This window comes from Nonomuraea sp. NPDC050786 (genome assembly GCF_040654115.1).
Lineage (GTDB): Bacteria > Actinomycetota > Actinomycetes > Streptosporangiales > Streptosporangiaceae > Nonomuraea.
This window is the reverse complement of the sequence record NZ_JBFAHJ010000026.1, coordinates 145,731-171,544: the sequence shown is the minus strand read 5'-3', so window position 1 is coordinate 171,544 and position 25,814 is coordinate 145,731. Positions and strand designations below refer to the sequence as shown.

Here is a 25,814-nt window from a genome sequence, read left to right as displayed (position 1 = left end):
GCGGAGGGCAGCGGTAGCCTGAACGCCGATTAAGCGGGCAGAGACGGAGAAACCCCGCCTCCCGCGCGAACAAACCAACCCCAAGCGGGGTCCAAGATTTTACATAGAGCACGTCATGGCGGGGTTTAGGATGCACCCAAATGCCAAGAGGGGGAGGTTTTACCACCATGGGTTCCCGTGTGTCGAGTATCGCGCGCCTGACCGGGGCAGCGATCGCGGCCGGTGTGGTGGCCGCGGCCATCGCGCTACCCGCGGTCGGGGGGACAGGAGCGATGTTCGTCTCGGCATCGGAGGACCTGGGCATCAAACCTCAGGAGCTCAAGGAACCGCCCCTCGCGGAGAAGACGACGGTCCTGGACGCCAAGGGCAAGCCCATCGCGACGTTCTACGAGGAGTACCGCGAGAACGTCGCGCTCGACCAGATCGCCGACATCATGAAGATCGCGATCATCTCCATCGAGGACTACCGCTACTACGAGCACGGCCCGATCGACATCGAGGGCACCATGCGCGCCCTGGCCAAGAACCTCAGCTCGGGCGGCATCTCCCAGGGCGGCTCGTCCATCACCCAGCAGTACGTCAAGCAGGTGCTGCTCAACTCGGGCACCACCAAGAAGGAGAAGAACGCGGCCCTCGAGGCCAGCTACGCGCGTAAGCTCAACGAGCTGCGGTACGCGATGGCGGTCGAGCAGAAGTACACCAAGGACCAGATCCTCGAGAAGTACCTGAACATCGTCTACTTCGGCGCCCGCGCCTACGGCATCGAATCGGCCGCCAAGCGCTTCTTCGGGGTGCCCGCCGCCAAGCTGACCCTGCCGCAGGCCGCCACCCTGGCCGGCGCCGTGCAGGACCCGCTCCAGACCGACCCCAGCCGGGGCAAGGAGTACAGGGAGCGGCTGCTGGCCCGGCGCAACGTCGTGCTGGACCGGATGGCCCAGCTGAAGAGGATCACGCCGGAGGAGGCCGCCGCGGCCAAGGCCACGAAGCTCGGCTACAAGGGCACCCCGCTCCCCGGCGGCTGCGAGTCCAGCGACTACCCGTACTTCTGCATGTACGTCCGCAACGAGATCCTCAGCAACCCGGACTTCGGCAAGACGAAGAAGGAGCGGACCCAGTTCCTCAACCGGGGCGGCCTGGAGATCAAGACCACGATCGACCCGAAGATGCAGGCCGCCGCCGAGAAGGCGATCAAGAAGCACGTGTTCGCCTCGGACAACCCGGTCGCCTCGGAGGCCCTGGTGCAGCCCGGGACCGGCCAGATCAAGGCGATGGCCGCCAGCCGCAAGTACGGCATCCGCAAGAGCAAGAACGAGATGTCCTACAACGTCGTCGCTGACGCGGTGCACGGCGGTGGCGTCGGCTTCCAGGCCGGCTCGACGTTCAAGACCTTCACGCTGCTCACCGCGCTCAAGGAGGGCATGAAGATCAACGACGGGATCTCGGTGGGCGGCAGCTATCGCGCCCCGGCCTACTGGTCGTTCAAGAACTGCAAGGGCGTCAACGTGGGCGACCCCAACTGGTCCGTCACCAACGCCGAGGGCGGCGGCGGGGGCTTCAAGTCGCTGGCCACCGGCACCTGGGGCTCCGTGAACACCTTCTTCATGGCGCTGGAGCAGAAGGTGGGCCTCTGCGACGTGGTCACGACGGCCAAGAAGCTAGGCATCAAGCGCTCCGACGGGCTGCCCCTGCAGGAGTACGAGACCTTCACGCTCGGCATCAACGAGATGGACCCCGTGACCGTCGCCACCGCGTACGCCGCGATCGGCGCCCGCGGCAAGTACTGCGCGCCGATGGCCATCACCTCGATCAAGGATCGCGACGGCAAGGTCACCAACTACAAGCCCAAGTGCAAGCAGGCGATCGACCCCGAGGTGACCGACGCCGCGGCGAGCATCCTGTCCGGCGTGTTCACCAAGGGCACCATGAAGGGCGTCGGCGGCATCGGCCGCCCGGCGGCCGGCAAGACGGGCACCACGGACGCCCAGTCCACCGCCTGGTTCGCCGGCTTCACCCCTGACCTGGCGGGCGCGGTCAGCATCGGCGACCCGCGCGGCGCGGTGACCCACAAGCTGAACAACATCACCATCGGCGGCCGCTACTACGGCTCGGTCTTCGGCGCCTCCATCCCCGGGCCCATCTGGAACGACACCATGAAGGCCGCACTCAAGGGCATCCCGGCGACCGACTTCACGCCGGTCAACACCTCTCGTTTCGGTGGCTGCGGATCGAGTTGCGCGCCCCGGCGGCAGGAGCCCAGGAACGACCGCGCGGACGGTCAGCTGGACGAGGCGGACATCGACACGACGCTTAACCACTGATCAACAGCAGCGGAAAACCTGGGAAAATCAGAAAATACTGCCGGTTACCAATGCCTCCTAGCTGAGGAAATTCGGAGTGCGTCCGCACAAGCGGACGCACTCCTAGCAAAGGCCCTATTAACAGCGACGAAACATTGGTAACGTGGGAGCGCTCCCAGGATCTTCCCGCGAGGTGCTCCATGACCGAGCAGCCCACACTGGCACAGGTGGCGGCCGCTGCAGGGGTTTCCCCCGCGACCGCATCTCGAGTCCTCACGGGCTCGGTGCGGGTCAGTACCTCGACCCGCCGGCAAGTCTACGACGCCGTCTCCCGCATGGGATACGTGCGCCAACGCGCCCCAAGGGGAACGGCCGCCAAGACCATCGCCGACGGCGTCACAGCAGTGATCTGCGACCATCTCCCCCGTCTCTTCTCCGAGCCCTACTACGCCCGGCTCCTGTCCGCGGCGGGCGCCGTGATCGCTGAGCACGGCACCCAACTCATGGTTACCACGGTCACACCCACGTCATCCACCCTGCCCGCATTGTCGGGCGCGGTGCTCATCGTGGGCGCCAGAGAGCGACATCCTCTGGCGATCAAGTTATCCACCTCGGGCGTCCCGGTCCGCAACATCGGCCGCCCGCCGCACGATCTCAAGCTCCCGTACGCCGACGTGGACAACCTCGACGGCGGGCGCCAGGCGGCCGAGCACTTCCTGCTCTCCGGCCGCCGCAACGTCGCCGCCATCGGCGGCCCACCGTCCCTGCCCGGCGCCCGAGATCGCCTGGAGGGTCTGATACGCACGCTGCACGCGGCCGGCCTGCCGGACGTCCCCGTGGCGTACGGCGACTTCACCGCGGCCTCCGGCACGCACGCCATGCAGTGGCTGTTACGCCACGCCCCCGGGCTGGACGCCGTCTTCGTCGCGTCCGACCTGATGGCGGCGGGCGCGATCCAGGCATTACGCAGGGCGGGGCGCAAGGTGCCCGCGGACGTCGCGGTGATCGGGTTCGACGACGCGCCGGTCGCGAGGCACACCGTTCCCGCCCTGACCACCATCCGCCAGCCCGTCGAGGAGCTCGCCACGGTCGCCACCCGGCTGCTCCTGACGGGGGCCGCGGGGATCGACCCCGTACTCCCCACGGAACTGGTCATCCGTGAGTCGGCTTGAGCCGGGGGACGTGCTGGCCCGCAGGTATCTGTTGCTGGATCCGCTGGCCCGCGGGGGGATGTCGGTCATCTGGCGTGCCTTCGACCAGTCACTGCACCGGATGATCGCGGTCAAGGTGCTCACGGCCTCGCTGCACGCCGGCGACTGGCAGCGGGTCAGCGCGCGCAGCGAGGCCCGCGCCGCCGCCCGGTTCATCCATCCCGATTCCATCGAGATCTACGACTACGGCGAGACCATCACCACGAACGGCGGCGTCGCGGCCTACGTGGTGATGCCGCTGCTCGACGGCCCACCGCTGGCCGAGCGCATCGAGCAGGGCCCGCTGCCGTGGTCCGAGGCGGCGGTCATCGCGCTGAGGCTGGCCCGGGTCCTGATGGCCGGGCACGCGCGCGGCCTGGTCCACCGGGACGTCACGGCCGAGAACGTGCTGCTCACCGCCGACGGCCCCAAGCTGCTCGACTTCGGCATCGCGGCCTGGGCCGGAGATCCCGACGACGACCGTGGCACCCCTCCCTACGTCGCCCCCGAGCGGCTGCTCGGCGCGCCGACCCATCCCGCGGTCGACGTGTACGCCCTGGGCGTGCTGCTGTACGCCATGCTCACGGGGCACACGCCGTACCCGGAGACGACGTGGGAGGAGATCGAGGCGGCCCGCAGGATCCATCCCCCGCCCCGCGTCCCCGGCGTGCCGCACGCCCTGGCCTCGCTCACCCAGCGCTGCCTGGCCTACCGGCCGGAGGCGCGGCCGACCGCGGCCGAGATCGTCTCGGCGCTGACCTCCACGCTCGGCACGGCGGCGCTGGCCCGGCATGTGAGGCGCGGTCTTACGGTCGCCGGGTCGGCGGCCATCGCGCTCTCCGCCCTGCTGTGGTCCCAGCGCACGGGGTACCAGACCCTCGAGGGCGTCATGCCGTCGCCGCCGGCGGTCACCGCGTCGCCCACGGCCAAGCACATCGAGAGCACGCCGGCGCTCGTGGAGAGCACTCCCGTCGCGGTGGACACCGTGGAGCAGGCCGTGGACGACTTCAAGACCGTGCTGGAGGCGAGGACGCCGTGCGGCGCGACCGACGCCGACGTCGTGCTGGACCTCAAGCAGGTGCTGCACGCTGCGGTGTCGCCGCACGGCCCGTCGGCGTCGACGACCGCGGGCGTGCGCAGGAAGCTCACCGACCGCCTGGCCGAGGGCCGGCTCGAGCCCGCCTGCCTGAGCGAGCTGCAGGCCAGGCTCGACGAGATCGACGCCGCGCTCCAGCGGGATTGAGGAGGGGTCCGGCAGATTGATGAGGGGTACGGCAGCACCCGCCGTACCCCTCTGAAGCCGCCCGCGCCCCTCGCTGGCACGACCGGCGCCATGTCCCCTATGGGAGCGCTCCCAAGCATAGGGCACCGCATCCAAGATCGGATGAAACTTTCACAGCGCGTTGTCGGAGCCGTCAGGGGCGTGATTCAATGCGATCACCGGGCGGGCAGGTCATGGGGCAGGTTTCCTCTGTCGACAGCGCAAGGGAATCCCCATGAGGTTATTCAAGTCGGCGGCGATCACCGCCGTCACGGTACTGATCGCGACTGTCCTGATCGTGCCCACGCAGGCACAGGCGCACGGGGTGTCGATGTTCCCCGGCGCCAGGACGTTCCTGTGCTGGCAGGACGGCCTGCGGGAGAACGGCCAGATCATCCCCTACAACCCCGCGTGCGCGGCGGCCGTCGCGCAGAGCGGCCCGACCCCCCTGTACAACTGGTTCGCGGTGCTGCGCTCCGACGGCGCGGGCCGGACCTCCGGATTCATCCCCGACGGGCAGCTCTGCAGCGGCGGCACCGGCGGGCCCTACGACTTCACGGCCTACAACGCGGTGCGCAGCGACTGGCCGGTGACCCACCTGACCTCGGGCGCGACCATCCAGATGCGGCACAGCAACTGGGCCAAGCACCCCGGGGCGTTCAACTACTACATCACCAAGAACGGCTGGAACCCGAACGGGCCGCTGAAGTGGTCCGACTTGGAGCCGTTCGGCAGCGTCACGAACCCGCCCGACACCGGCCCAGCCGGCGCGCTCAACTACTACTACTGGAACGCCCAGCTGCCGTCCGGCAAGACCGGCCGGCACATCATCTACACGCACTGGATCCGCTCCGACAGCAACGAGAACTTCTACAGTTGCTCCGACGTCGTCTTCGACGGCGGCAACGGCGAGGTCACCGGTGTCGGACCGGGCCAGAGCACGCCCACCGTCACCCCCACGGTGACGCCGACGGTCACGCCGACCCCGGGCGCCTGCACCGCCACGTGGAAGGCCACCGACACCGGCTGGGCCGGCCACTTCCAGGGTGAGGTGACCGTGAAGAACACGAGCGCCTCCTCCATCAACGGCTGGACGGTCAAGTGGACCTACAGCGGCGGCCAGGGCTTCGACGGCTCGCCGTGGAACGGCGTACTGTCCGGGCAGCCGCCCAACGTGGTGGTCAAGAACGCCACCTACAACGGGCAGCTGGCGCCGAACGCGACGACCTCGTTCGGATTCAACGCCACGGGTTCGATCCCGAACCCGGCACCGGCCCTGACCTGCACCAGCCCGTGATCAAGTCACGTCGCGGGCTGATCGCGGCGATCATCACCCTGGCCGGCCTGACCCTGGCCGGGGTGATGTTCTTCGCCGGCCGGCAGCCGTCGTCGCAGCTGTACAAGGAGCTCGCCGCCCAGGTGACGCTGGTGCTCGAGCAGTCCTCGCTCGACGAGCACCACGCGCACGGCCACGAATTCGACTCGCGCGTCGTGTGCGCCGTGGAGACGTTCGGGACCGAACCGCCGAACGCCACTTCCGTCGTCGAGGTGAAGTGGGTGTACGCGCGCCACATGTGCGCGGTCACCGGCGCGGGCACCGACTGGGCGACCTCCGTACGGGCCTCCGGCCCGATCGCCGTCCGCATCGGCATCCCTCCGGTGATCAGGGTCCCGGAGCCGGGCATGGGCTATCCGGACCGGGTCAGGCGGCTCATCCCGGCCCGCTACCAGGAGCAGGCCTTCGCCGAGTTCGACGACGAGGACGCGATCGACGCCGCCCGCCAGCGGTTCACCGAGATCAAGAAAGCCCAGGTCAAGTAGCGACGGCTCGGAAGCGACCGAGCCCGCCTCCACGAAGTGGAGGCCATAAACACAGAACACGGACGCGGCCGACTGGAGGTATCGGCCGCGTCCGTTCCATCCGGGCGGGATGGTGTTCATCGGGCAGGGATGTTGGTGTTCCGCCTCACCTCCTCATACGCAGCAGTACGACGGGCGGTTCAGTTGGCGCAGGTGCAGCCGGACGAGACGGCTGTGTCGCCGCCCGGGCGGCTCCTTTCCCTGAGCTGTGGAACCGCCCCCGCCGCTACTGCGGCGGGGGCGGGGTCTTCACTCAGGCGGGAGTGCAGGTGATCGGGTCGGGGACGGTGGGCGTGCCGTTCGCGATGAAGCCGAACGTGGTGGTGGCGCCGGGAGCCAGCGCCCCGTTGTAGGACTCGTTCTTCACGGTGACGCCGGACCCCGACTGGGTGTGCTTGCCGCCCCAGAGCTGGGTGATCTGGTTCGCCGACGTCCAGGCGACCGTCCAGCCCGTGGTGGCCTTCGTGCCGTTGTTCTTCACCGTCACCTCGGCCTGGAAGGCGCCGCTCCACGAGCTCGTCACCTTGTACGTCGCCGCGCACCCGCCCGGGGGCGGCGGCGTCGTGTTCGTGGTGGTGAACGAGACGCCGTCGGACGGCGCCGAGGTGTTGCCCGCCGCGTCCCGCGCCACCACGGAGGCGGTGTAGGCCGTGGCAGGGGTGAGCCCGCTCAGGTCGAAGGACGCGCTCGTGGCCGTGCCTACCTTTGTGGACCCCAGGTAGACGTCGTAGCCGCTCACGCCCACGTTGTCCGTGGAGGCGGTCCAGCTCAGCTTGGCGGTCGAGCCCGTGATCCCGGAAACCTCGGGCTTGCCCGGCTTGCTGGGCGCTGTCGTGTCCTGTTCCTCCGGACCCGGGGGCTCACCCCAGATCTTGGTCGCGCCGCTGTAGAGGGTGATGTTCCCGGTCCGCACCGGCGTCGCGCCGGGCGTGGTGGGGATGTTCCGGTACGACCAGTCGTTCGCCGGGTCCCACGTGCCCGAGCTGGCGATCCTGAACTGCACCTCTCTGCGGTGCTGCGACTGTCCCGCCGGGGCGATGACCTGGCCGGAGCAGTCGATGTTCACGTAGTACGTGGTGCCGCTCGCCTGGTGCAGCGTGGGCGCCTTGCACTGCGTGTAGGCCGACGACACGGTGATCTGCGAGGCGGTCGTCGAGCCGTCGAGCGTGAAGTAGTAGCGGAAGGAGCCGTCGGACAGCACCCTGGCGGGCCAGGCCGACTGGTTGCGGACGATGGCCTTGATCTCGGTGAAGTTGGTGCCCGAGGCGTTCACGCCCGCCTCGACGAAGATCTCGGGGCCGTCCGGGGTCTCCCGCGGCGGGAAGTTCGCGGCGGGGGCGCCCCCGTACTCCTTGTAGAGCCGGGCCAGCGCGCTGGTGAAACCGGCGTTGTAGTCGGTGGCGACCTCGTTCATGACGTAGTCGTCGCGCTTGTCGGTGTAGGCGTCGTTAGGGTCGGGCGGGCCTCCCACGAGCGCGCCGTACAGCGTGTGGCGGGTCTGCTCGGGGTTGGTCATCTGGTCGGTCCACGAGCCGTGCGCCGTGCGGTGGTGCGGGTTCTTGGGCGGGTTGCTGCCGAACCCGATCACGTACGAGGAGTTGCGCGGGTTGTCGCCGAGCGCGTAGTTGATCTGCCGGACCGCGAAGTCGTGGTAGCGGGCCTTGCGCGTGGCGTCGGTGATGGTGTCGCTGTGCACGAGCGCCGCGAACGAGGTGTTGGCCGCGTACCGCAGCGAGCCCCACCGGTCCAGGACGGCCTGGCCGCCCGGCGAGTACGCCACCTTGGAGCCGTTCACGCCCACCGTCCACCAGTCGAGCCAGCGGTTGGCATCGTCCAGGTAGCGCTGCTTGCCGGTCAGCTTGTACAGCAGCACGTACGCGCCGTAGGACTTGTCGTCCCACGCGATCGTCCACTTGTACGACTTGGTGGTGCTCTGCGGCTCGTTGCCCAGGTTGTCGTAGCCGCTCTCGGCCTTGGCCAGGTAGGAGGCGTCGTTGGTGGCCCGGTAGAGCCAGATCGCGCCCCACACCAGCTCGTCGTTGTAGCCGCTCCACGATTGGTAGTAGCCCTGGGCGTCGGTGATGCAGTCGCTGTACTTCTTCCTGACGGTGTCGGCGAAGGAGTACAGCTGCTTGGCGTGCGTCAGCAGCGTGTCAGCATAAGCCGGATTTGTCGGGCGGAAGACCATCGACGAGGCCGCCATCGCGGCCGCCGTCTCGCCCGCCAGGTCCGACCCGCCGCACGACGCGTCGATCTTGTACGCGGGCCGCGCCATCTGCATGGCCTCGGCCGGGCCCCACCAGGCGTGGTCCGTGCCGCCGTTGCCGACCTGCCCGTAGAGCACGTTCGGCGACGGGTGCGCCTTGATGAAGTAGTCGTTGACGAACTTGAGGTTGTTGAGCAGGTGCGTGAGCTGGCCGGAGTTCGCGTACGCGTCGCGGTACTCGACCGCGCCCCAGGCCAGCATCGTGGTGGAGGCCGCCATCGGGAGGCCGAACTTGACGTGGTCGCCCGCGTCGTACCAGCCGCCCGTGAGGTCCACGCCCACGTCCTTGCCGTCGTTCATGCCCGAGTCGCCGCGCCAGGAGACGCGGTTCCAGTCGGGCAGGTCGCCGGACTGCTGGGCCTCGTAGAACCAGAGCGACTTCTGCAGCGCCTCGCCGTAGGCGAAGGCGGGTGCGGCGGCGTGGGCCGCCGGCCCGGCCCCTGCGAAGCACAGGGGCAGGGCCAGCGACGCCACGGCGATCAGAGCCTTTCTCACGGGAAGAGCCGTCCGTACTCGGCCAGGGCGACGGCGACGTCCACCTGCGCCCAGAACCGGTGATAGTTGAAGACGGGCGCGGGGCCGGTGCCGTTGATGTAGGCGTTCACCTTCGCCCAGTCGGGGTCGTTCTTGTAGAAGGACCTGATCGACATGAACGTCGAGCTGGAGTTGATGGTGTCGCCGTTGGGCATCTTGCCGCTCCAGCCGGCCGGCACGTAGACCGGGTCGGCCACGCGCTTGTAGTCGGTCTTGGTCTCGGGGACCGACACGCCCTTGGCGTCGCGGTTCTTCCACACGCCGTCGAGCAGCGCCTTGGCCATGTTCTTGGCCGCCGTGTTGTTCGCCTTGGCCGCGTAGTACATGAGCACCTTGGCGTACGCGCCCGCCACACCCACGTCATTGGTGTAGTCGGCGATCGTCACGTGCAGGCCGGGGTTGGCCGGAGGCATCCCGGAGGCGGCGGTGAAGTCGCCCGCGGGCTGGCCGGTCCACTTCAGCGTGGACGGGATCTGGTACGTGCCGTCCGCGTTGATCGTGGTGTTGTTCATGGCCCAGGTGACCCACTTGTCGAGCAGTGCCTTCGCGTCGGTGTTGCCCGAGGCGTAGTAGAGCTCGGCCACCCGCTCCATCGTCCACGCCTGGAAGCCGAACCACTGGTTCGACGGCGGGTCGTGGTAGACGGGCTGCCAGTCGTAGGTCAGGCCGTGGAACTTGGGCAGGCCGGCCGGCGGCGTCCCGTAGTGGCCCTCCCAGCTGTTGGTCGCGCCACCGGCGATGGCGCCCTCGGCCGACTGCAGCCAGGTGTAGAACTGCAGCTGCCTGGTGAGGCTGGTGCTCCAGTCAGCGGCGCCGGTGCTGCTCTTGGGCTTCAGCTCGGCCACGTTGGCCAGCGCCCAGGCCGCGAGCGGGTTCTGGTAGCCGGAGTGGTTGTGGCTGGAGCCGATGCGCCACGCCCAGCCGGCGTTGGAGTCGGTCGCGCCGCCCCAGGCGTAGTACCAGCTCAGCAGGTAGTTGGAGGAGTCCTTGCCGGTGCCCGCCGGGCACGAGGGGCTCGTGCAGCCGGGCTTCTTGAAGTACTTGTCGTACATCGCGTAGCGCAGGTAGTCGCCCATCTTCGCGGCCTTGGCGACCGACGCGGAGATCTGCGAGTCCTTGCCCTGCGCCTTGGCCCACGTCTCCGCCCAGTACGCGGCCTGCACGGCACGCGCGTCGGCGTCGGGGGCGTTGGTGTACCTCCACTGCTTGGCGTAGGAGTTGTCCTTGATGAACAGGTCCAGGTAGCCGTTGGGGCCGCCGAACTTCATCGTGTCGCAGGACGGCTGCGGGATGGTCTCGAAGACCGACTCCTCGGCGCCACGCTGGTAGGTGTTGATGTAGGCGGGCTTGGTGGTGCCGTCGCCGCAGCGGCCGAAGCCGTAGGTGTTGTCGACGTCGAGCAGCCAGTGCATGCCGTAGATGTCACGGGTGCCGTACGCGCTCTGCAGCTCGTTCGCGATCGGGTCGCTGCCCGGGGTCACGCTGGTGTCGAGCGGGCTCGGGTAGTTGCTGATCTGGTTCGACTCCGGCGCGTACGTGGCCGGCTTGTTCGGCGTGTAGAAGGAGTTCGTCGGCTGGTCCGCCGTGGCCGGGATGATGTACTTCTCCATCGAGGCCCACGCGTTGTTGAACTTCGACCAGTCGCCGGTGGCCTGCCCGTACGCCGCCTCCAGCCACAGGTAGTAGCTGTAGGCCTCGGACGTGGTCTCGTGCCCGTGGTCCGGCGCCTCCACCATGAAGGTCTCGACCGAGTGGTAGGGCACGCCCTCGGGCGAGAAGTAGCCGTTGGCCGGGTCGTGGATCTCGTTGTACATCTCGACGAAGCGCTGGACATAGGTGTTGTCCCCGCCGACGTCGTCGTCCGCCTCGCTGGCGGTCACGTCCACCGCGGTGTAGCCGGTGGCGCTCACCCTGAAGACGGCCGAGCCGCTGGTGGTGTCGCTGTCGTTGGCCGCCGCCAGCGTGACGTTCTGCGCGGTGTTCCAGTTGGACGGCGTGAAGGTCAGGCTCGCGCCGCCCGAGACCGTGAGGTCGGTGTCGCCGCTGACGCGCGCCGTCGTGACGGTCACGTTGGCCGAGGGCGCCTTCGACAGCTTCACGCCGAAGCTCGCGCTGCCCGCCTCGGGCACGGACAGCGTCGTCGGGCTCACCAGGAGCGCGGGGCCCGCGTCCGGGGAGACCGTGATGCCGACCGGCGACGAGGTGGTGGTCGCGCCGCTGTTGTCGGTGGCCTTCGCGGTGATCGAGTAGCTGCCGGCCGCCACGTTCGTCCAGCTGTAGCTGTACGGCGCCGAGGTGTCGGTGCCGAGCAGCGTGGAGCCCTGGTAGAAGTCGACCTTGGAGACCGTCCCGTCGGCGTCGGACGCGTTCGCCGCGATCGGCACGGTGGCCGGGGCGGTGAACGTCTGGCCCGCGGTCGGCGAGGTCAGCGACACGGTGGGCGGGATCGGGTTCCCGGTGCCGCCACAGGTGGTGCCGTTCACGCTGAAGCTGGTCGGGTTGGGGTTACTCCCCGTCCAGGTGCCGTTGAAGCCGATGGAGACGGACCCGCCCGTGGAGATGCTGCCGTTGTACGACATGTTCGTGGCAGTCACGCGGGTGCCCGACTGGCTCCAGTTGGCACTCCAACCCGTCGGGGTGTACTTCTGGCCCGTGGTCGGGAAGTCGAAGCCCAGATTCCACGACGTGATGGGGTCGCCGGTGTTCTTCAAGGTGATGTTCGCCGTGAAACCGCCCTGACCGGGGCTGTTCGTCCACGTGTTGGCCGTGTACGTCACGTCGCACGCCACGGCCGCCTGTGCCGGGCCGGCCGCCACGGCCGCGGTCGCGCCCGCCACGAGGACGAGCGTCGTGGCCACGGCGAGCCGCCTCGATAAGCGGGTGAGGAGGGAAGGAGGTCTGTACTTCACGGGGTCTCCATGGGATCAGAGGAGTGGGAGCGCTCCCAAACGGGATTGTGGGTGTCCTCACGCGTATGTCAACGGAATGGCGGTCCGGTAACCCCCGTGTTTCCTCTCACCAGGCTGCCCGGCATGAAAGTTTCATCCGCGTTCCGGGCCATTCAACGAGCATGTGGGGCAGTGGACACCTCGGGAAGTGACGCCCGCTGTACACGGATGCGACTGAGGCAGACCATGGGAGCGCTCCCAGCCCTCTAACACTGGAGATGATCGCTCGTGAGACTCCCACGCGGCCTCCGCAAATGGGCCGTGACCGTGACCGCCGCGAGTGTCGCGGCCTTAGGGCTCGTCGCCGGCCAGAGCACGGCCGCCAACGCCGCCACCGCCTGCGACGTGACCTACTCTGCCAACTCGTGGACGAGCAGCCCTGGGCAGGGCGGTTTCACCGCGAACATCACGTTGAAGAACACCGGCGACCCCCTCACCTCGTGGTCGCTGGGCTTCGACTTCCCGACCACGGGCCAGAAGTACACCCCGACGGGTTGGAGTGCCAACTGGAGCCAGTCGGGCACCCGCGTGACCGCCACGAACATGTCGTACAACGGCAGCATCTCCACGGGCGGCTCCGTCTCCATCGGCTTCAACGGCACCTGGACGGGCAGCAACCCCAACCCGACCAGCTTCAGCGTGAACGGCACCACCTGTGGCGGCACCAACCCGCAGACGCCCGCGGTGGTCACCTCGGCCAGCTCGGTCGCGGTGAACGAGGGCGGCACGGCCACGTTCACGGCCAAGCTCTCCTCCGCGCCGTCCGCCAACGTGACCGTCACCACGACGCGGGCCAGCGGTGACACGGACCTGTCCGTCGCCTCGGGCGGCTCGCTGACCTTCACGCCGGCCAACTGGAACACCGCCCAGACGGTCACCCTGGCCGCGGCCCAGGACGCCGACACCACCTCGGGCACGGCCTCCTTCACCGTCGGCGGCACCGGTGTCACCCCTGCCACGGTGACGGCCACCGAAGTGGACGACGACGCCGTGGTGGAGCAGGCGATCATCGTCACGCCGACCTCGGTGACCGTGCCGGAGGGCGCCACCGCCACCTACACCGTGCGCCTGGCCGCCGCCCCGACCTCCAACGTGACCGTCACCTCGACGGCGGGCAGCGGCGACACCAACATCACCGTCTCCAGCGGCGCCAGCCTCACCTTCACGCCGGCCAACTGGAACACCCCGCAGACGGTCACCCTGGCCGCCTCGGAGGACACCGACACGACCAACGGCACCCGCACGATCACCGTCGCCTCGACCGGCCTGACCTCCAAGACGGTCACCGCCACCGAGGCCGACAACGACGGCGTCCCCAACCCCGGCGGCCACGTCGAGAACCCGTACGCCGGCGCGACCGGCTACGTCAACCCCAACTGGAAGGCCAAGGCCCAGGCCGAGCCGGGCGGCTCCGCGGTGGCCAACACCTCCACGGCCGTGTGGCTGGACCGCATCGCGGCCATCGCCGGCTCCACCGACGTCATGGGCCTGCGCGCCCACCTGGACGAGGCTGTCAGGCAGGACGCCGCCAACGGCTCCACGCCGCTGACCGTGCAGTTCGTCATCTACGACCTGCCCAACCGCGACTGCTCGGCGCTGGCCTCCAACGGCGAGCTGCTCGTCGCCGAGAACGGGCTCAACCGCTACAAGACCGAGTACATCGACCCGATCGCGGCGATGATGAGCGAGCCGGCGTACGCGGGCCTGCGCATCGTCACGATCATCGAGCCCGACTCGCTGCCCAACCTGGTCACCAACCTCAGCTTCCCCAAGTGCGCCGAGGCCAACTCGACCGGTGCCTACGTGGACGGCGTCCGGTACGCGCTGAACAAGCTGCACGCCATCACCAACGTCTACACCTACATCGACGCCGGCCACCACGCCTGGCTCGGCTGGGACTCGAACTTCCAACCGACGGTCAACCTCTTCTACAACACCGTGGCCGGCACCACCGCCGGTGTGGACAGCGCCGACGGCTTCATCGTCAACACCGCCAACTACGGCGCGACCACCGAGCCGTACTTCACGATCAACACGAACGTGAACAACCAGTCGGTCCGCCAGTCCAGCTGGGTCGACTGGAACTGGTACGTGGACGAGTCGAGCTTCGGCGCGGCACTGCGTAACGCCCTGATCAGCAAGGGCTTCAAGCAGGGCCTCGGCATGCTGGTCGACACCTCGCGCAACGGCTGGGGCGGCACCGCCCGCCCGAGCGGGCCGAGCACCTCGACCAACGTGAACGACTTCGTCAACCAGTCACGCATCGACCGCCGCATCCACGCCGGCAACTGGTGCAACCAGAGCGGCGCCGGCCTGGGCGCGCGGCCCACGACCAACGTCCCCGCCGGGTTCGACGCCTACGTCTGGATCAAGCCTCCGGGCGAGTCTGACGGCGCCAGCACGGACATCCCGAACGACGAGGGCAAGAAGTTCGACCGGATGTGCGACCCGACGTACGAGGGCAACGACCTCAACAAGCACAACAAGTCCGGGGCGCTGCCCGGCGCGCCGCTGTCCGGCCGCTGGTTCTCGGCGCAGTTCCAGGAGCTGATGCGGAACGCGTACCCGCCGATCAACTAGCGATCGGTACGGCCGAGGGCTCGGCGCCTCACCCGGGCCCCGGCTGAACCGAGGGGCCCGGACCACCCGGTCCGGGCCCCTCGCGAAAGCCCGAGCGACCCGGACCACCCGGTCCGGGCTCCTCGCGAAAACCCGAGCGACCCGCCTGACCCGGGTCTCTCGGAGGGGCCCGCCTGACCCGGGTCCCTCGACCACCCGAAGGGGCCCCGCACTCCGGGGCCCCTTCCTTACTTCTTCCGGTCCCTGCGCCACTCCGACACGATCTCGTCGACATCGAACGGCATCAGGTTGAGCGGCGGACCGGACAGCCCCGTCCTGATCGCCTTGCGGATCTTCTCGTTGATCTCCTCGAGGACCTGCCGCACCTGCGTCTCCGACCTGGCCCCGCGCGCCGCGGCCAGCGCCTCCTCCGCCTCCTTGCGCAGCGCCAGCGTGGGCGGCAGGGGCATCGTGAGCCCCTCGCTCTCGACCTTCTGCTTGATCCACCACATCTCGTCGTACGGCCGGTCCGGCAGCGGCTTGCCCGCCCCGGGCAGGTCGTCGAACGCGCCCCGCTCCTCCGCCTCGCGGATCTGCCGGTCCACCCAGCTCTCGAACGGCATGCCCACTGGTTTCCGATCGGTCAATTGACCTCCTCAGGCCAGATTGTGACTCGGGGTCCGCGGGCCACGCCAGCCGAGCATGGCCTCGGTCATGCGTACGGACGCGACCGTGGCGGCCACGTCGTGCACCCGGAGGATGCGGGCGCCTTTGACGATGGAGAAGACGTTGGCGGCGATCGTGCCCTCTTTCCGCTCGCCCTGAGGGCGGTCGAGCGTCTCCCCGATGAAGTCCTTGTTGGACAGGGCCACCAGCGTCGGGTATCCGATCGCGGTGATCTCCTCCAGCCGGCGCGTGAGCTCGAGCGAGTGGAAGGTGTTCTTGTTCAGGTCGTGGCCGGGGTCGATGATGATCTTGTCCTCGCCGATGCCGGACTTCAGCGCGTACGCGACCCGCTCGCGCAGGAACCCCGCCACCTCCGAGACGACGTCGGCGTAACTCGGCCGGAAGACCCGCTTGCCCGGGCCGCCGAGGCTGTGCGTGACGATCACGCTGACCCCTGACTCGGCGGCGAACTCCGCCATGCCGGGCTCGCGCAGGCCGTTGGTGTCGTTGATCACGTCGGCTCCCGCCTCGACGGCCGCGCGGGCCACCTCGGGCCTGTGGGTGTCGACGGAGATGACGGCGTCGGTGGCCTTCCTGACCTCGGCGATCACCGGCGCGACCCGGTCGATCTCCTCGTCCGCACCGATCTGCGCCTGAGCGGCGCTGAAGGCGAACCCGCCGATGTCCACCCAGTCGGCCCCGTCGTCCACGGCCCTGCGCGCGGCCGCGACGGCGTTGTCGAGCTCGTACGTGCTGCCCTGGTCGTGGAAGGAGTTGGGTGTCCTGTTGACGATCGCCATGATGGCGACCTGGCGCGCGAAGTCGAACTCCCTCCGCCCGATGCGCCGGACGGGCGAGATCATCCCGGGAGAAAGCGTTTCGCCGCTCACGTTGCGAGCCTACCTGCCCCCCGTCCGGCCCCTCCGCCCCGCATCCCGCCGACGCGGCGCCACCTACGCCTCCAGCCCCACCCATGGCGCGCTTCTGGAGGCGGCACGCCGGCCACACCGCACGCATGCGGGCGCGCCATCAGGCCGTCACACCTGCGGGCGCCGTGCAGCGCTCCTGCGATCGAGCGGCTTCGGTGTGAGTGGGGACACCGGGCGGGGTGTCAGGCCGTGAAGCGGCCGAAGGGGTGGCGGCCGGCGGAGACCCGGATGCGCTTCATGACCCGATGGGGGGCGCGGCCCGGTGGGTGCGGCAGCCGCATGGTGAGCAGGACCGTGGTGCCGCCGGGACCGGTGTCAAAGTCGACCATGTCGCACAGCCGGCGGATGAGGAAGATCCCCCTGCCCTCCTCGGCGAGGTCGAGGGGCTTGCGGTCGGCGTCCACGTACCCGGTGGGGATGCCCGAGCCCCGGTCGGTCGTCTCGGAGCGGATCACGCCGTTCACCGTCCACAGCTTGAAGTACCCATGCCCACCGGCGTGCTCCACGGCGTTGACGACGCTCTCATGCACGGCCAGGACGAAGTCGTCGAGCTTGGGACTGCTCAGCCCGCAACTGCCTGCAAGTTCGGCCACTGCACGACGTAGTCGGGTGACGTCGTGGAGGGTGAAGGGCTGGGCCATCAGGGTGCGCATGCACTCCTCCGTGTCGTCCGACACACAGGCCGCGCTTCAGGACCTCGCGTTGTGTCTCCCGTTCCCCTGAGCCGGGGCCTTACACACCATGCCGCGCATACGAACGGCCCCCCACGCCGGTGGCGAGCTCCTTCATCCGCTCGACCGGCCCGCCGTCGGGGGCGAGCGGCGCGGTGTCCATGCCGGCGCCGTCGTGCAGCCCCTCGACCATCTCCCGCATGGCCTCCCACGACGAGTACCGGGGCGTCCAGCCCAGCACCTCCCTGGCCCGGTCGGTCTTCATGACCGGGATCCGCAGGACCAGGTCGAGCAGCCCGGGCGCGGCGGGTATGAGCCTCATGTGCCAGCCCACCGCCATGGCCGCCCTGGCCACGGTGGGCGAGACCGGCACCGTACGGGCGTCGAGCAGCTTGGCGAGGTCGGGCGGGTCGAGCACGGGCTCGGCGGCGATGTTGAACGCGCCCCGCACCTGCCTGGTGACCGCCAGCCGGTACGCCTCCGCCGCGTCCTCGGCGTGCACCACCTGCAGCCGCAGGCCGGGGACGTCCGGCACGAACGGGATGCGCCCCGCCCTGATCAGCCGCCGCGGCACGAACGGCCCGCCGAACAGCCTGCGCTGCTCGGTCGCCGCCACCCGCTGGAAGATGAACCCGGGCCGCATCCGCACCACGCGGGTGCCCGGGTGGTCGTGCTCGAAGACGTCGAGCACGCGCTCGACGTACGCCTTCTCCCGCCCGTACGCGGCCCCCGGCCAGCCGTGCGTGGGCCAGCTCTCGTCCACCGGCCGGTCCTTGGGCCCCGGCGAGTACGCCCCCACCGACGAGGCGTGGACCAGCGCCGGCACGCCCGCCTCCGCGACGGCGCGGAAGACGCGCATGCTGCCCAGCACGTTCGCCCGCCACGTGACGGAGGGGTTGCGGGTCGGCTGGAACAGCCACGCGAGGTGCACGACCACGTCCGCCCCGTCGAAGATCCGCGTGAGGTCCGCGGTCGCGATGTCGGCCTGCCGCCAGTCGGTGCGGTCGATCCGCCACCCGGGCAACCGGCGGGCGACCCCGACGATCGAGGTCACGCCGCCGTCCGTGGCCAGCGCGCGCACCACGCTGGTGCCGACATTCCCGGTTGCTCCAACCACAACGACTCTCATGGAAGCTCCGCTGCCCGGCCGTTGGTCCGAAAAATCCCCATGAGCTGGCAAGTTATGGCTGTAGGAGTATCTTGACCGCTCCGTCCGCCTTCTTCTGGAACATCTCGTACGCCATGGGCGCCTGCTCCAGCGGCATCCGGTGCGTGGCCAGGTCCATGACGCCGAGCGGATCGGACTCATCGGTCACCAGCGGCATCAGCACGCCGGTCCACCGCCTGACGTGGGCCTGGCCCATGCGCATGGTGATGCCCTTGTCGAACATGCGCAGCATGGGCATGGGATCCGTCATGCCGCCGTAGACGCCGATGACGGAGATGACGCCGCCGCGCCGCACCGCGTCGATGGCCTGGTTGAGCGCGGCCAGCCGGTCGACGCCCGCATGCGCCATCAGCGGCGCGGCGACCCCGGACGGCAGCATGGTGGTGAGGGTCTGGGCGACCTTGGCGGCGGGCGAGCCGTGGGCCTCCATGCCGACCGCGTCGATGACCGAGTCCGTGCCGCGCCCGGAGGTCCGCTCACGGATCTCCCCGGGGACGTCGGTGACCTCGCTCGCGTCGATGACCTCGATCCCGTGGCGGCGGGCCATCTCCAGCCGCTGCGTGACGCCGTCCACGCCGATCACCCGGTGGCCCAGGTGAGCGGCGATGCGGGCGCACATCTGGCCGATCGGGCCGAGGCCGAGGACGGTGACGCTGCCGCCCTCGGGGACGTCCGCCCAGGCGACGGCCTGCCAGGCGGTCGGCAGCACGTCGGACAGGTACACGAACCGCTCGTCCGGCGGCCCCTCGGGCACCTTGACGGGCCCGAACTGCGCCTCGGGCACCCGCAGGTACTCGGCCTGCCCGCCGGGCACCTGGCCGTAGAGCTTGGTGTAGCCGAACAGCGCGGCGCCCGTGCCCTGCTCGCGGACCTGGGTGGTCTCGCACTGGGCGTAGAGCTCCATCGAGCACATGTGGCAGTGACCGCAGGCGATGTTGAACGGGATGACCACGCGGTCGCCCGGCTTGAGGTTGTCGATCCCGGGGCCGACCTCCTCGACGACGCCGATGGGCTCGTGCCCCAGGATGTCCCCCTCGGCCATGAACGGCCCGAGCACCTCGTACAGGTGGAGGTCGGAGCCGCAGATGCCGGTGCTGGTCACCCTGATGACCGCGTCGTTGGGCTCCTTGATCGCGGGATCGGGCACCTCCTCGACCCGGACGTCGCGCTTGCCGTGCCACGTGACTGCCTTCATGGTGTCTCCTTACGGAAGGGGCTCCCGCGAATGCCGCATACCCCCACATAGCGGATCAAACGCCCCACGACTCTCAGCACACCCTGCGGCTGGGACTGCTGATGCAAAAGAAGTCATCCGCTACAGAAGACTCTTTACACGCTACGTATTGAATGGATAACTATTGGTAGCGAACTTCTGACCGAAGGAGCCGCGCGCATGCCGGTGAGCTTCATTCAGCCCGACGTCGGGTCGCGCGTGGACCGGCGCCTGGCCGGCTTCCTCGAGACCTGGGGAGCCCCCGTCGACGACCCCGACGTCGAGGCGGCGTACCGGTTACTGGCCGACTTCATCCTCAACGGCGGCAAGCGTGTCAGGCCGCAGCTGTGCTACTGGGGCTGGCGCGGCGCCGGCGGCGGCGACAGCGAGGAGATCATCACCGCCGCCGCGGCCCTGGAGCTCTGCCACGCCGGCCTGCTCATCCACGACGACATCATGGACGGCAGCGAGCTGCGGCGCGGCCGGACCACCGTGCACAAGAGCCTGGCGGGGCTGCACTCGGGACCGGGCGCGGAGGCGTTCGGGCAGGGGGGCGGCATCCTGCTCGGCACGCTCAGCCTGGTCTGGTCCGACACGATGCTGTCGTCGTGCGGGGTGGAGCCGCACCGGCTGCGCGCCGCGCACCACGTGTTCGACGCCATGCGCACCGAGGTCATCAGCGGCCAGTACCTCGACATCCTGGCCCAGCTCCGTTCGGGCGCGAGCGTGGCCGAGGCGCTGACGGTGATCCGGTTCAAGACCGCCAAGTACACCGTCGAACGGCCGCTGCAGATCGGCGGCGCGCTGGCGGGCGCCTCGATGGAGGTGCTGGAGTCGTACTCCCGCTTCGGCCTGCCGCTGGGTGAGGCGTACCAGCTCCGCGACGACGTGCTCGGCACGTTCGGTTCGGAGCCGGAGACCGGCAAGTCGGCCCTCGACGACCTGCGCGAGGGCAAGCGCACGGTGCTCTTCGCGCATGCCGTGCGGAACGCCTCCCCCGCCCAGCTCGACCAGCTCAGGAGCTGGCACGGCAGTCCGGAGCTGACCGAGGAGCACGCCGCGGAGCTCCGGCAGATCCTGTGCGACACGGGAGCGCTGGCCCGGGTCGAGGAGATGATCGAGGAACGCGTGCACGAGGCCGTGACGGCACTGGCCACGGCGCGGATCGAGCCCGAGGCCGCGAGAGCGCTGGCCCTGCTGGCGGACCAGCTCGCGCACCGCACCAACTAGGGGGTTCCCGGATGGGACGTGTACTTCTCGCGGCCCCGCGCGGCTTCTGCGCGGGCGTCGAACGCGCGATCGCCACGGTAGAGGAGGCGCTGAGGCGCTACGGCCCACCCGTTTACGTGCGCAAACAGATCGTCCACAACACCTACGTGGTCGACGACCTCACCCGGCGCGGCGCGGTCTTCGTCGAGGAGCTCGACGAGGTGCCCGACGGCTCGCTGGTCGTCTTCTCCGCCCACGGCGTCTCGCCGGCGGTCAAGGAGGCGGCGGGGCTGCGCGGGCTGCGGACGATCGACGCCACCTGCCCGCTGGTCACCAAGGTCCACAAGGAGGCCGTACGCATGGCCGAAGGGGGCTACGAGATCGTGCTGATCGGCCATGCCGGGCACGAGGAGGTCGAGGGCACCTACGGCGAGGCCCCCGACCGCATCCACGTCGTGGACCCGGCCCGCCCCGGCGAGGTGACGGCGAAAGGCCCGGTGAAAGGGCCCGTGACCTGGCTGTCGCAGACCACGCTGGCCGTGGACGAGACCATGCGGGCCGTCACCGAGCTGCGCAAGCGCTTCCCCGACATGGTCGACCCGCCCAGCGACGACATCTGCTACGCCAGCCAGAACCGCCAGGAGGCGATCACCAGGATCGCGCCGGAGTGCGAGCTGGTCATCGTCGTCGGCTCGGCCAACTCCTCCAACTCGCGGCGGCTGGTCGAGGTGGCGCTGGGCGCGGGCGCGGACGCGGCGTACCTGGTCGACAGGGCCGCGGACGCCGACGAGCAGTGGCTCGACGGCGTGCGCACCGTCGGGGTCATCTCCGGCGCCTCGGTCCCCGAGCTGCTGGTCGAGGAGTTACTCGGCTGGCTGGCCGCCCGCGGATTCGCCGACGTGGAGGGGGTGACCCTGGCCGAGGAGACTCTGACGTTCTCGCTTCCGCTCGAACTCCGATCCGCCCGCAAGTCCGGATAGGTGCACACTCCGCTGCCTGTGCTGGACCGCCGGACGCGGCCCGCCACAGGTCCCCTATCGAGATTGGTGGTGCAGCACGATGACCGAAACGACCAACTCAACCGCCCCTGAGACCGTCAACGGCAACGGACAGCTCAGCCTCAGCACCGAGGCCGCCAAGCAGCTCGCGACCACGACCAAGACGCCGCCGCAGATGCAGGAGATCACCTCCCGCTGGCTGCTGCGGCTGCTGCCCTGGGTGCAGTGCTCGGGAGGCGTGTTCAGGGTCAACCGGCGGCTGACCTATGAGCTGGGCGACGGCCGCATCACGTTCAGCAACACCGGCTCGGACGTACGGGTGATCCCTGCCGAGCTGACCGAGATACCCATGCTGCGCGGCTTCGACGACACCGAGGCGCTGCAGGCCCTGGCCGGCGGCTTCACCCAGCGTGAGATCGAGGCCGGTGAGGAGATCGTCTCCGAGGGCCGTCCCATTGACCGGCTCGTGCTCATCGCCCACGGCCGCGTGAGCAAGGTGTCCCGCGGCGCGTACGGCGACGAGCAGAGTCTCGGCATCCTGGCCGACGGCGACCACTTCGGCGAGCAGACGCTCACCGACGGCGGGCGGTTCGCGTACACCGCGCGGGCCAAGACGGCCACCACCGTGCTCACCCTGTCCAGGCAGGACTTCGAGCAGCTGGCCGACCGGTTTCCCACGCTCCGCGAGCACCTGGACCGCTGGCGTGCCAACGAGGAGCAGGCCCACAACGACTACGGCGAGGCCGCCATCGAGCTGGCGGCGGGCCACACCGGCGAGCCCGTGCTGCCCGGCACGTTCGTCGACTACGAGCTGAGCCCGCGCGAGTACGAGCTGAGCGTGGCGCAGACGGTGCTGCGCGTGCACAGCCGGGTCTCCGACCTGTACAACCAGCCGATGAGCCAGCTCGACCAGCAGCTCCGCCTCACGATCGAGGCCCTGCGCGAGCGGCAGGAGCACGAGATGATCAACAACCGGGAGTTCGGCCTGCTCCACAACGCCGATCTCAGCCAGCGCATCCGCACCCGCACGGGCCGGCCCACTCCCGACGATCTTGACGACCTGCTGGCCACCGTGTGGAAGGACCCGGCGTTCTTCCTGGCCCATCCGCAGGCCATCGCCGCCTTCGGGAGGGAGTGCAGCAAGCGCGGCGTCTACCCGCAGTCCATCGACGTCCTCGGGCACAAGATGCCGGCCTGGCGGGGCATCCCGATCTTTCCGTGCAACAAGATCCCGATCTCGGCCACGTACACGACGTCCTTCCTGCTCATGCGGACCGGGCAGGAGAACCAGGGTGTCGTCGGCCTGCACCAGACCGGCATCCCCGACGAGTACCAGCCCAGCCTGTCGGTCCGGTTCATGAACATCAACGAGAAGGCCGTCATCTCCTATCTGGTCAGCGCCTACTACTCGCTGGCCGTTCTGGTGCCGGACGCGCTCGGCGTGCTGGAGGACGTGGAGGTCGGCAGGAACGGCTGACCGAGTAACCGGACGCCGGAGGCCGGCACCACGTGCACGGTGCCGGCCCGCGCACTGCCGAAGGAGCGACGATGAGCCAGCCGTTCGAACTGCCGGACTTCTACCTGCCGTACCCGGCGCGGCTGAACCCGCATCTCGAAGAGGCTCGCGCGCACTCCAGACAGTGGGCGCGCGACCTGGGCATGTCCGAGGGCTCGGGCATCTGGGAGGAGGCCGATCTCGACGCCCACGACTACGCGCTGCTGTGCGCGTACACGCATCCCGACTGCGACGCCGTCGAGCTCTGCCTGATCACCGACTGGTACGTGTGGGTCTTCTTCTTCGACGACCACTTCCTGGAGGTCTTCAAGCGCACCGGCGACCTGGCGGGCAGCAAGGCGTACCTCGACCGGATCGCCCGGTTCATGCCGATGGGCGAGGACCTGACCATGCCCGAGCCCACCAACCCGGTCGAGGCGGGCCTGGCCGACCTGTGGGTGCGTACGGTGCCCAGCAGGTCGGCGGAGTGGCGCGCGCGTTTCGCCGAGAGCACCAGAAACCTGCTGGACGAGTCGCTCTGGGAGCTGGCCAACATCAACCGGGGGCGGGTGGCCAACCCCGTCGAGTACATCGAGATGCGCCGCAAGGTCGGCGGGGCGCCCTGGTCGGCGGGGCTCGTCGAGCACGCGGTGGGGGCGGAGGTGCCCGCCCGGCTCGCCGGGACCCGGCCGCTGCGGGTGCTGAAGGACGCCTTCGCGGACGCGGTCCACCTGCGTAACGACCTGTTCTCGTACGAGCGGGAGGTCGGGGACGAGGGCGAGCTGAGCAACGGCGTGCTGGTGCTGGAGAAATTCCTGGGGTGCGGCACGCAGGAGGCCGCGGACGCGGTCAACGACCTGCTGACCTCGCGGATGCAGCAGTTCGAGCACACGGCGCTGGGCGAGCTGGGCCCGCTGTTCGTGGAGTACGCGGTCGATCCGATCAGCGCGGCGGGCGTGCTGGCCTACGTCAAGGGGCTGCAGGACTGGCAGTCGGGCGGGCACGAGTGGCACCTGCGCTCCAGCCGGTACATGAACCAGGGGGTCGCCGCCCGCAAGCCACTGGGCATGCCGTCGATCGTCAACCTGCTGGGCGCCAAGCGGCTGCGTAACTTCACGCACGTGCCGTACCGGCGGGTGGGGCCCTCGCGGATCCCCGACCTGTACGTGCCCTTCCAGGTCCGGCTGTCGCCCCATCTCGACGCCGCGCGGCGCAACACCGTGGCCTGGTGCGGGGAGATGGGGATGCTCGACTCGACCGTGTGGGACGAGCGGCGGCTGATCGACCTCGACCTGCCGCTGTGCGTCGCGGGCATGCATCCCGACGGCGGTCCCGAGGAAGTGGACGTGGCGTCGTACTGGATGGCGTGGGGCACGTACGCGGACGATTACTTCCCGGCCGTCTTCGGCCGGTCACGCAACCTCGCGGCGGCCAGGATCGCGGTGGAGCGGTTCTCCGCGTTCATGCCGCTGGACGGCTCGCCCGCGCCGCCCCCGGCGACCGTGCTGGAACGCGGCCTGGCCGACGTCTGGGCGCGTACGGTGGGGCCGATGCCGCCAGAAGGGCGCCGCGAGCTGCGCGAGGCGGTCGAGAGCACGTGCCTCGCCTGGCTGTGGGAGCTGGGCAACCAGTTCGCCAACCGGATCCCCGATCCCGTGGACTTCATGGAGATGCGCCGGCAGGCCGCCGGCAGCGATCTGACCATGAGCTTCAGCCGGCTGCGGCACGGCCGGCGGCTCCCCCGTGAGCTGCGCGAGAGCGGGCCGATACGGGCGCTGGAGAACGCCGTCGCCGACTGCGGGACCTTGATCAACGACGTCTTCTCCTACCAGAAGGAGATCGAGTTCGAGGGGGATCTGCACAACGGCATCCTGGTGGTGCAGCACTTCTTCGACTGCGACTACCCGACGGCGCTCGCCATCGTGAGCGACCTGCAGGCGTCGCGGATGCGCCAGTTCGAGCACATCGTCGAGCACGAGCTGCCGATCGTGTGCGACGACCTCGGCCTCGACGCGGACACGCGGCAGGACCTCGACGCGTTCGTGGACGGGCTGCGTAACTGGGTGGCCGGGGTGTTCCACTGGCACCGCAACTGCTCCCGGTTCGACGAGGAGTCGCTGCGCCGCCACAACCGGCCGCCGGAGTTCAGGCTGGGCGGCCCCACGGGCCTCGGCACCTCGGCGGCCCGCTCTCTACGCGGGCAGGTGATGGGCGCGAGGCTCGTAGTACCAGCCCATCATGCGCAGCAGCCGGCGCTGGTGCGGCGTGACGTTGTGCAGGCGGATCCACCGCTGTGACGGCGGGAGCGTGGGCATGACGAGCACGCGCAGGCCCGAGACGTCGATGAAGCTCAGCCTGCCGATGTCGACGACGATGTACGCCCCCCGGCGGCAACTCGCCAGGGCACCGGCGACCGCCGGGCTGTTGGAGGCGTCGATCTCCCCGATCAGCGCCACGGACGGCGGCCCGGGATTCGGGCATACCGTGATCTTCAGCTGCCGATCCTGATAGAGCAGCCGGTCTTCGGCGCCGCTCACGTCGCACCCCCCA

General features: G+C 69.4%; 18 protein-coding genes. 10 read left to right on the top strand and 8 right to left on the bottom strand.

The annotated features are described in order from the left end of the window. Nucleotides 1-179 precede the first annotated feature (179 nt). The 5 genes from AB0H84_RS37485 (at nt 180) to AB0H84_RS37465 (ending at nt 6,569) form a co-directional block, all read left to right on the top strand. Entirely contained in the window at nt 180-2,318 is a 2,139-nt protein-coding gene (locus AB0H84_RS37485; protein ID WP_357615346.1) for a transglycosylase domain-containing protein, read from the top strand. Between the two features lie 179 nt (nt 2,319-2,497). Beyond that, nucleotides 2,498-3,469 carry a LacI family DNA-binding transcriptional regulator gene (locus AB0H84_RS37480; protein WP_357615343.1) on the top strand — a complete coding sequence of 324 codons (972 nt, stop codon included), beginning with the start codon at nt 2,498-2,500 and terminating at the stop codon, nt 3,467-3,469. Beyond that, nucleotides 3,456-4,730 carry a serine/threonine-protein kinase gene (locus AB0H84_RS37475; RefSeq protein WP_357615340.1) on the top strand — a complete coding sequence of 425 codons (1,275 nt, stop codon included), beginning with the start codon at nt 3,456-3,458 and terminating at the stop codon, nt 4,728-4,730. Before AB0H84_RS37480 ends, AB0H84_RS37475 begins: the two co-directional genes overlap by 14 nt. 253 nt (nt 4,731-4,983) lie before the next feature. After that, nucleotides 4,984-6,045: a lytic polysaccharide monooxygenase gene (locus AB0H84_RS37470; protein ID WP_357615337.1), complete on the top strand. Its 1,062-nt coding sequence runs from the start codon at nt 4,984-4,986 to the stop codon at nt 6,043-6,045. Then, the gene (locus AB0H84_RS37465) at nt 6,042-6,569 is read left to right on the top strand and encodes a hypothetical protein (RefSeq protein WP_357615334.1); all 528 of its coding nucleotides are present in this window, start codon (nt 6,042-6,044) and stop codon (nt 6,567-6,569) included. The genes AB0H84_RS37470 and AB0H84_RS37465 overlap by 4 nt, the downstream gene beginning before the upstream one ends. Nucleotides 6,570-6,861: 292 nt before the next feature. On the opposite strand, the gene AB0H84_RS37460 is transcribed toward AB0H84_RS37465, so the two are convergent. Further along, the gene (locus AB0H84_RS37460) at nt 6,862-9,357 is read right to left on the bottom strand and encodes a glycoside hydrolase family 9 protein (protein WP_357615425.1); all 2,496 of its coding nucleotides are present in this window, start codon (nt 9,355-9,357) and stop codon (nt 6,862-6,864) included. A gap of 8 nt (nt 9,358-9,365) precedes the next feature. Then, entirely contained in the window at nt 9,366-12,317 is a 2,952-nt protein-coding gene (locus AB0H84_RS37455; protein ID WP_357615332.1) for a glycoside hydrolase family 48 protein, read from the bottom strand. 267 nt (nt 12,318-12,584) lie between these two features. Here AB0H84_RS37455 and AB0H84_RS37450 point away from each other — a divergent pair, with 267 nt between their 5' ends. Beyond that, nucleotides 12,585-14,936 carry a glycoside hydrolase family 6 protein gene (locus AB0H84_RS37450; RefSeq protein WP_357615330.1) on the top strand — a complete coding sequence of 784 codons (2,352 nt, stop codon included), beginning with the start codon at nt 12,585-12,587 and terminating at the stop codon, nt 14,934-14,936. A gap of 227 nt (nt 14,937-15,163) precedes the next feature. Here the strand turns inward: AB0H84_RS37450 and AB0H84_RS37445 are convergent, their stop codons facing one another. From AB0H84_RS37445 to AB0H84_RS37425, 5 genes are all read right to left on the bottom strand, one after another. Continuing rightward, nucleotides 15,164-15,562, bottom strand: a complete 399-nt coding sequence (locus AB0H84_RS37445) for a DUF1992 domain-containing protein (protein ID WP_357615327.1) — start codon at nt 15,560-15,562, stop codon at nt 15,164-15,166. A 9-nt stretch (nt 15,563-15,571) separates the two neighbouring features. After that, on the bottom strand, nt 15,572-16,471 hold the full coding sequence (gene folP / locus AB0H84_RS37440; protein ID WP_357615324.1) for a dihydropteroate synthase: 900 nt from the start codon (nt 16,469-16,471) through the stop codon (nt 15,572-15,574). Between the two features lie 221 nt (nt 16,472-16,692). Next, entirely contained in the window at nt 16,693-17,163 is a 471-nt protein-coding gene (locus AB0H84_RS37435) for an ATP-binding protein (protein WP_357615322.1), read from the bottom strand. 79 nt (nt 17,164-17,242) lie between these two features. Next, complete coding sequence (locus tag AB0H84_RS37430) at nt 17,243-18,310, bottom strand: NAD-dependent epimerase/dehydratase family protein (RefSeq protein ID WP_357615320.1); 1,068 nt, start codon at nt 18,308-18,310, stop codon at nt 17,243-17,245. 52 nt (nt 18,311-18,362) lie between these two features. Then, nucleotides 18,363-19,544, bottom strand: a complete 1,182-nt coding sequence (locus AB0H84_RS37425) for a zinc-dependent alcohol dehydrogenase (protein WP_357615317.1) — start codon at nt 19,542-19,544, stop codon at nt 18,363-18,365. 204 nt (nt 19,545-19,748) lie between these two features. Between AB0H84_RS37425 and AB0H84_RS37420 the strand changes: the two genes are divergently transcribed. From AB0H84_RS37420 to AB0H84_RS37405, 4 genes are all read left to right on the top strand, one after another. Further along, on the top strand, nt 19,749-20,792 hold the full coding sequence (locus AB0H84_RS37420; RefSeq protein ID WP_357615315.1) for a polyprenyl synthetase family protein: 1,044 nt from the start codon (nt 19,749-19,751) through the stop codon (nt 20,790-20,792). An 11-nt stretch (nt 20,793-20,803) separates the two neighbouring features. Continuing rightward, nucleotides 20,804-21,751: a 4-hydroxy-3-methylbut-2-enyl diphosphate reductase gene (locus AB0H84_RS37415; RefSeq protein ID WP_357615312.1), complete on the top strand. Its 948-nt coding sequence runs from the start codon at nt 20,804-20,806 to the stop codon at nt 21,749-21,751. A gap of 79 nt (nt 21,752-21,830) precedes the next feature. Then, nucleotides 21,831-23,246 carry a family 2B encapsulin nanocompartment shell protein gene (locus AB0H84_RS37410; RefSeq protein WP_357615309.1) on the top strand — a complete coding sequence of 472 codons (1,416 nt, stop codon included), beginning with the start codon at nt 21,831-21,833 and terminating at the stop codon, nt 23,244-23,246. Between the two features lie 71 nt (nt 23,247-23,317). Then, nucleotides 23,318-25,561, top strand: a complete 2,244-nt coding sequence (locus AB0H84_RS37405) for a terpene synthase family protein (protein ID WP_357615306.1) — start codon at nt 23,318-23,320, stop codon at nt 25,559-25,561. On the opposite strand, the gene AB0H84_RS37400 is transcribed toward AB0H84_RS37405, so the two are convergent. Continuing rightward, on the bottom strand, nt 25,457-25,801 hold the full coding sequence (locus AB0H84_RS37400; protein ID WP_357615304.1) for an STAS domain-containing protein: 345 nt from the start codon (nt 25,799-25,801) through the stop codon (nt 25,457-25,459). The two genes, AB0H84_RS37405 and AB0H84_RS37400, sit on opposite strands and share 105 nt — an antisense overlap. Nucleotides 25,802-25,814 lie beyond the last annotated feature (13 nt).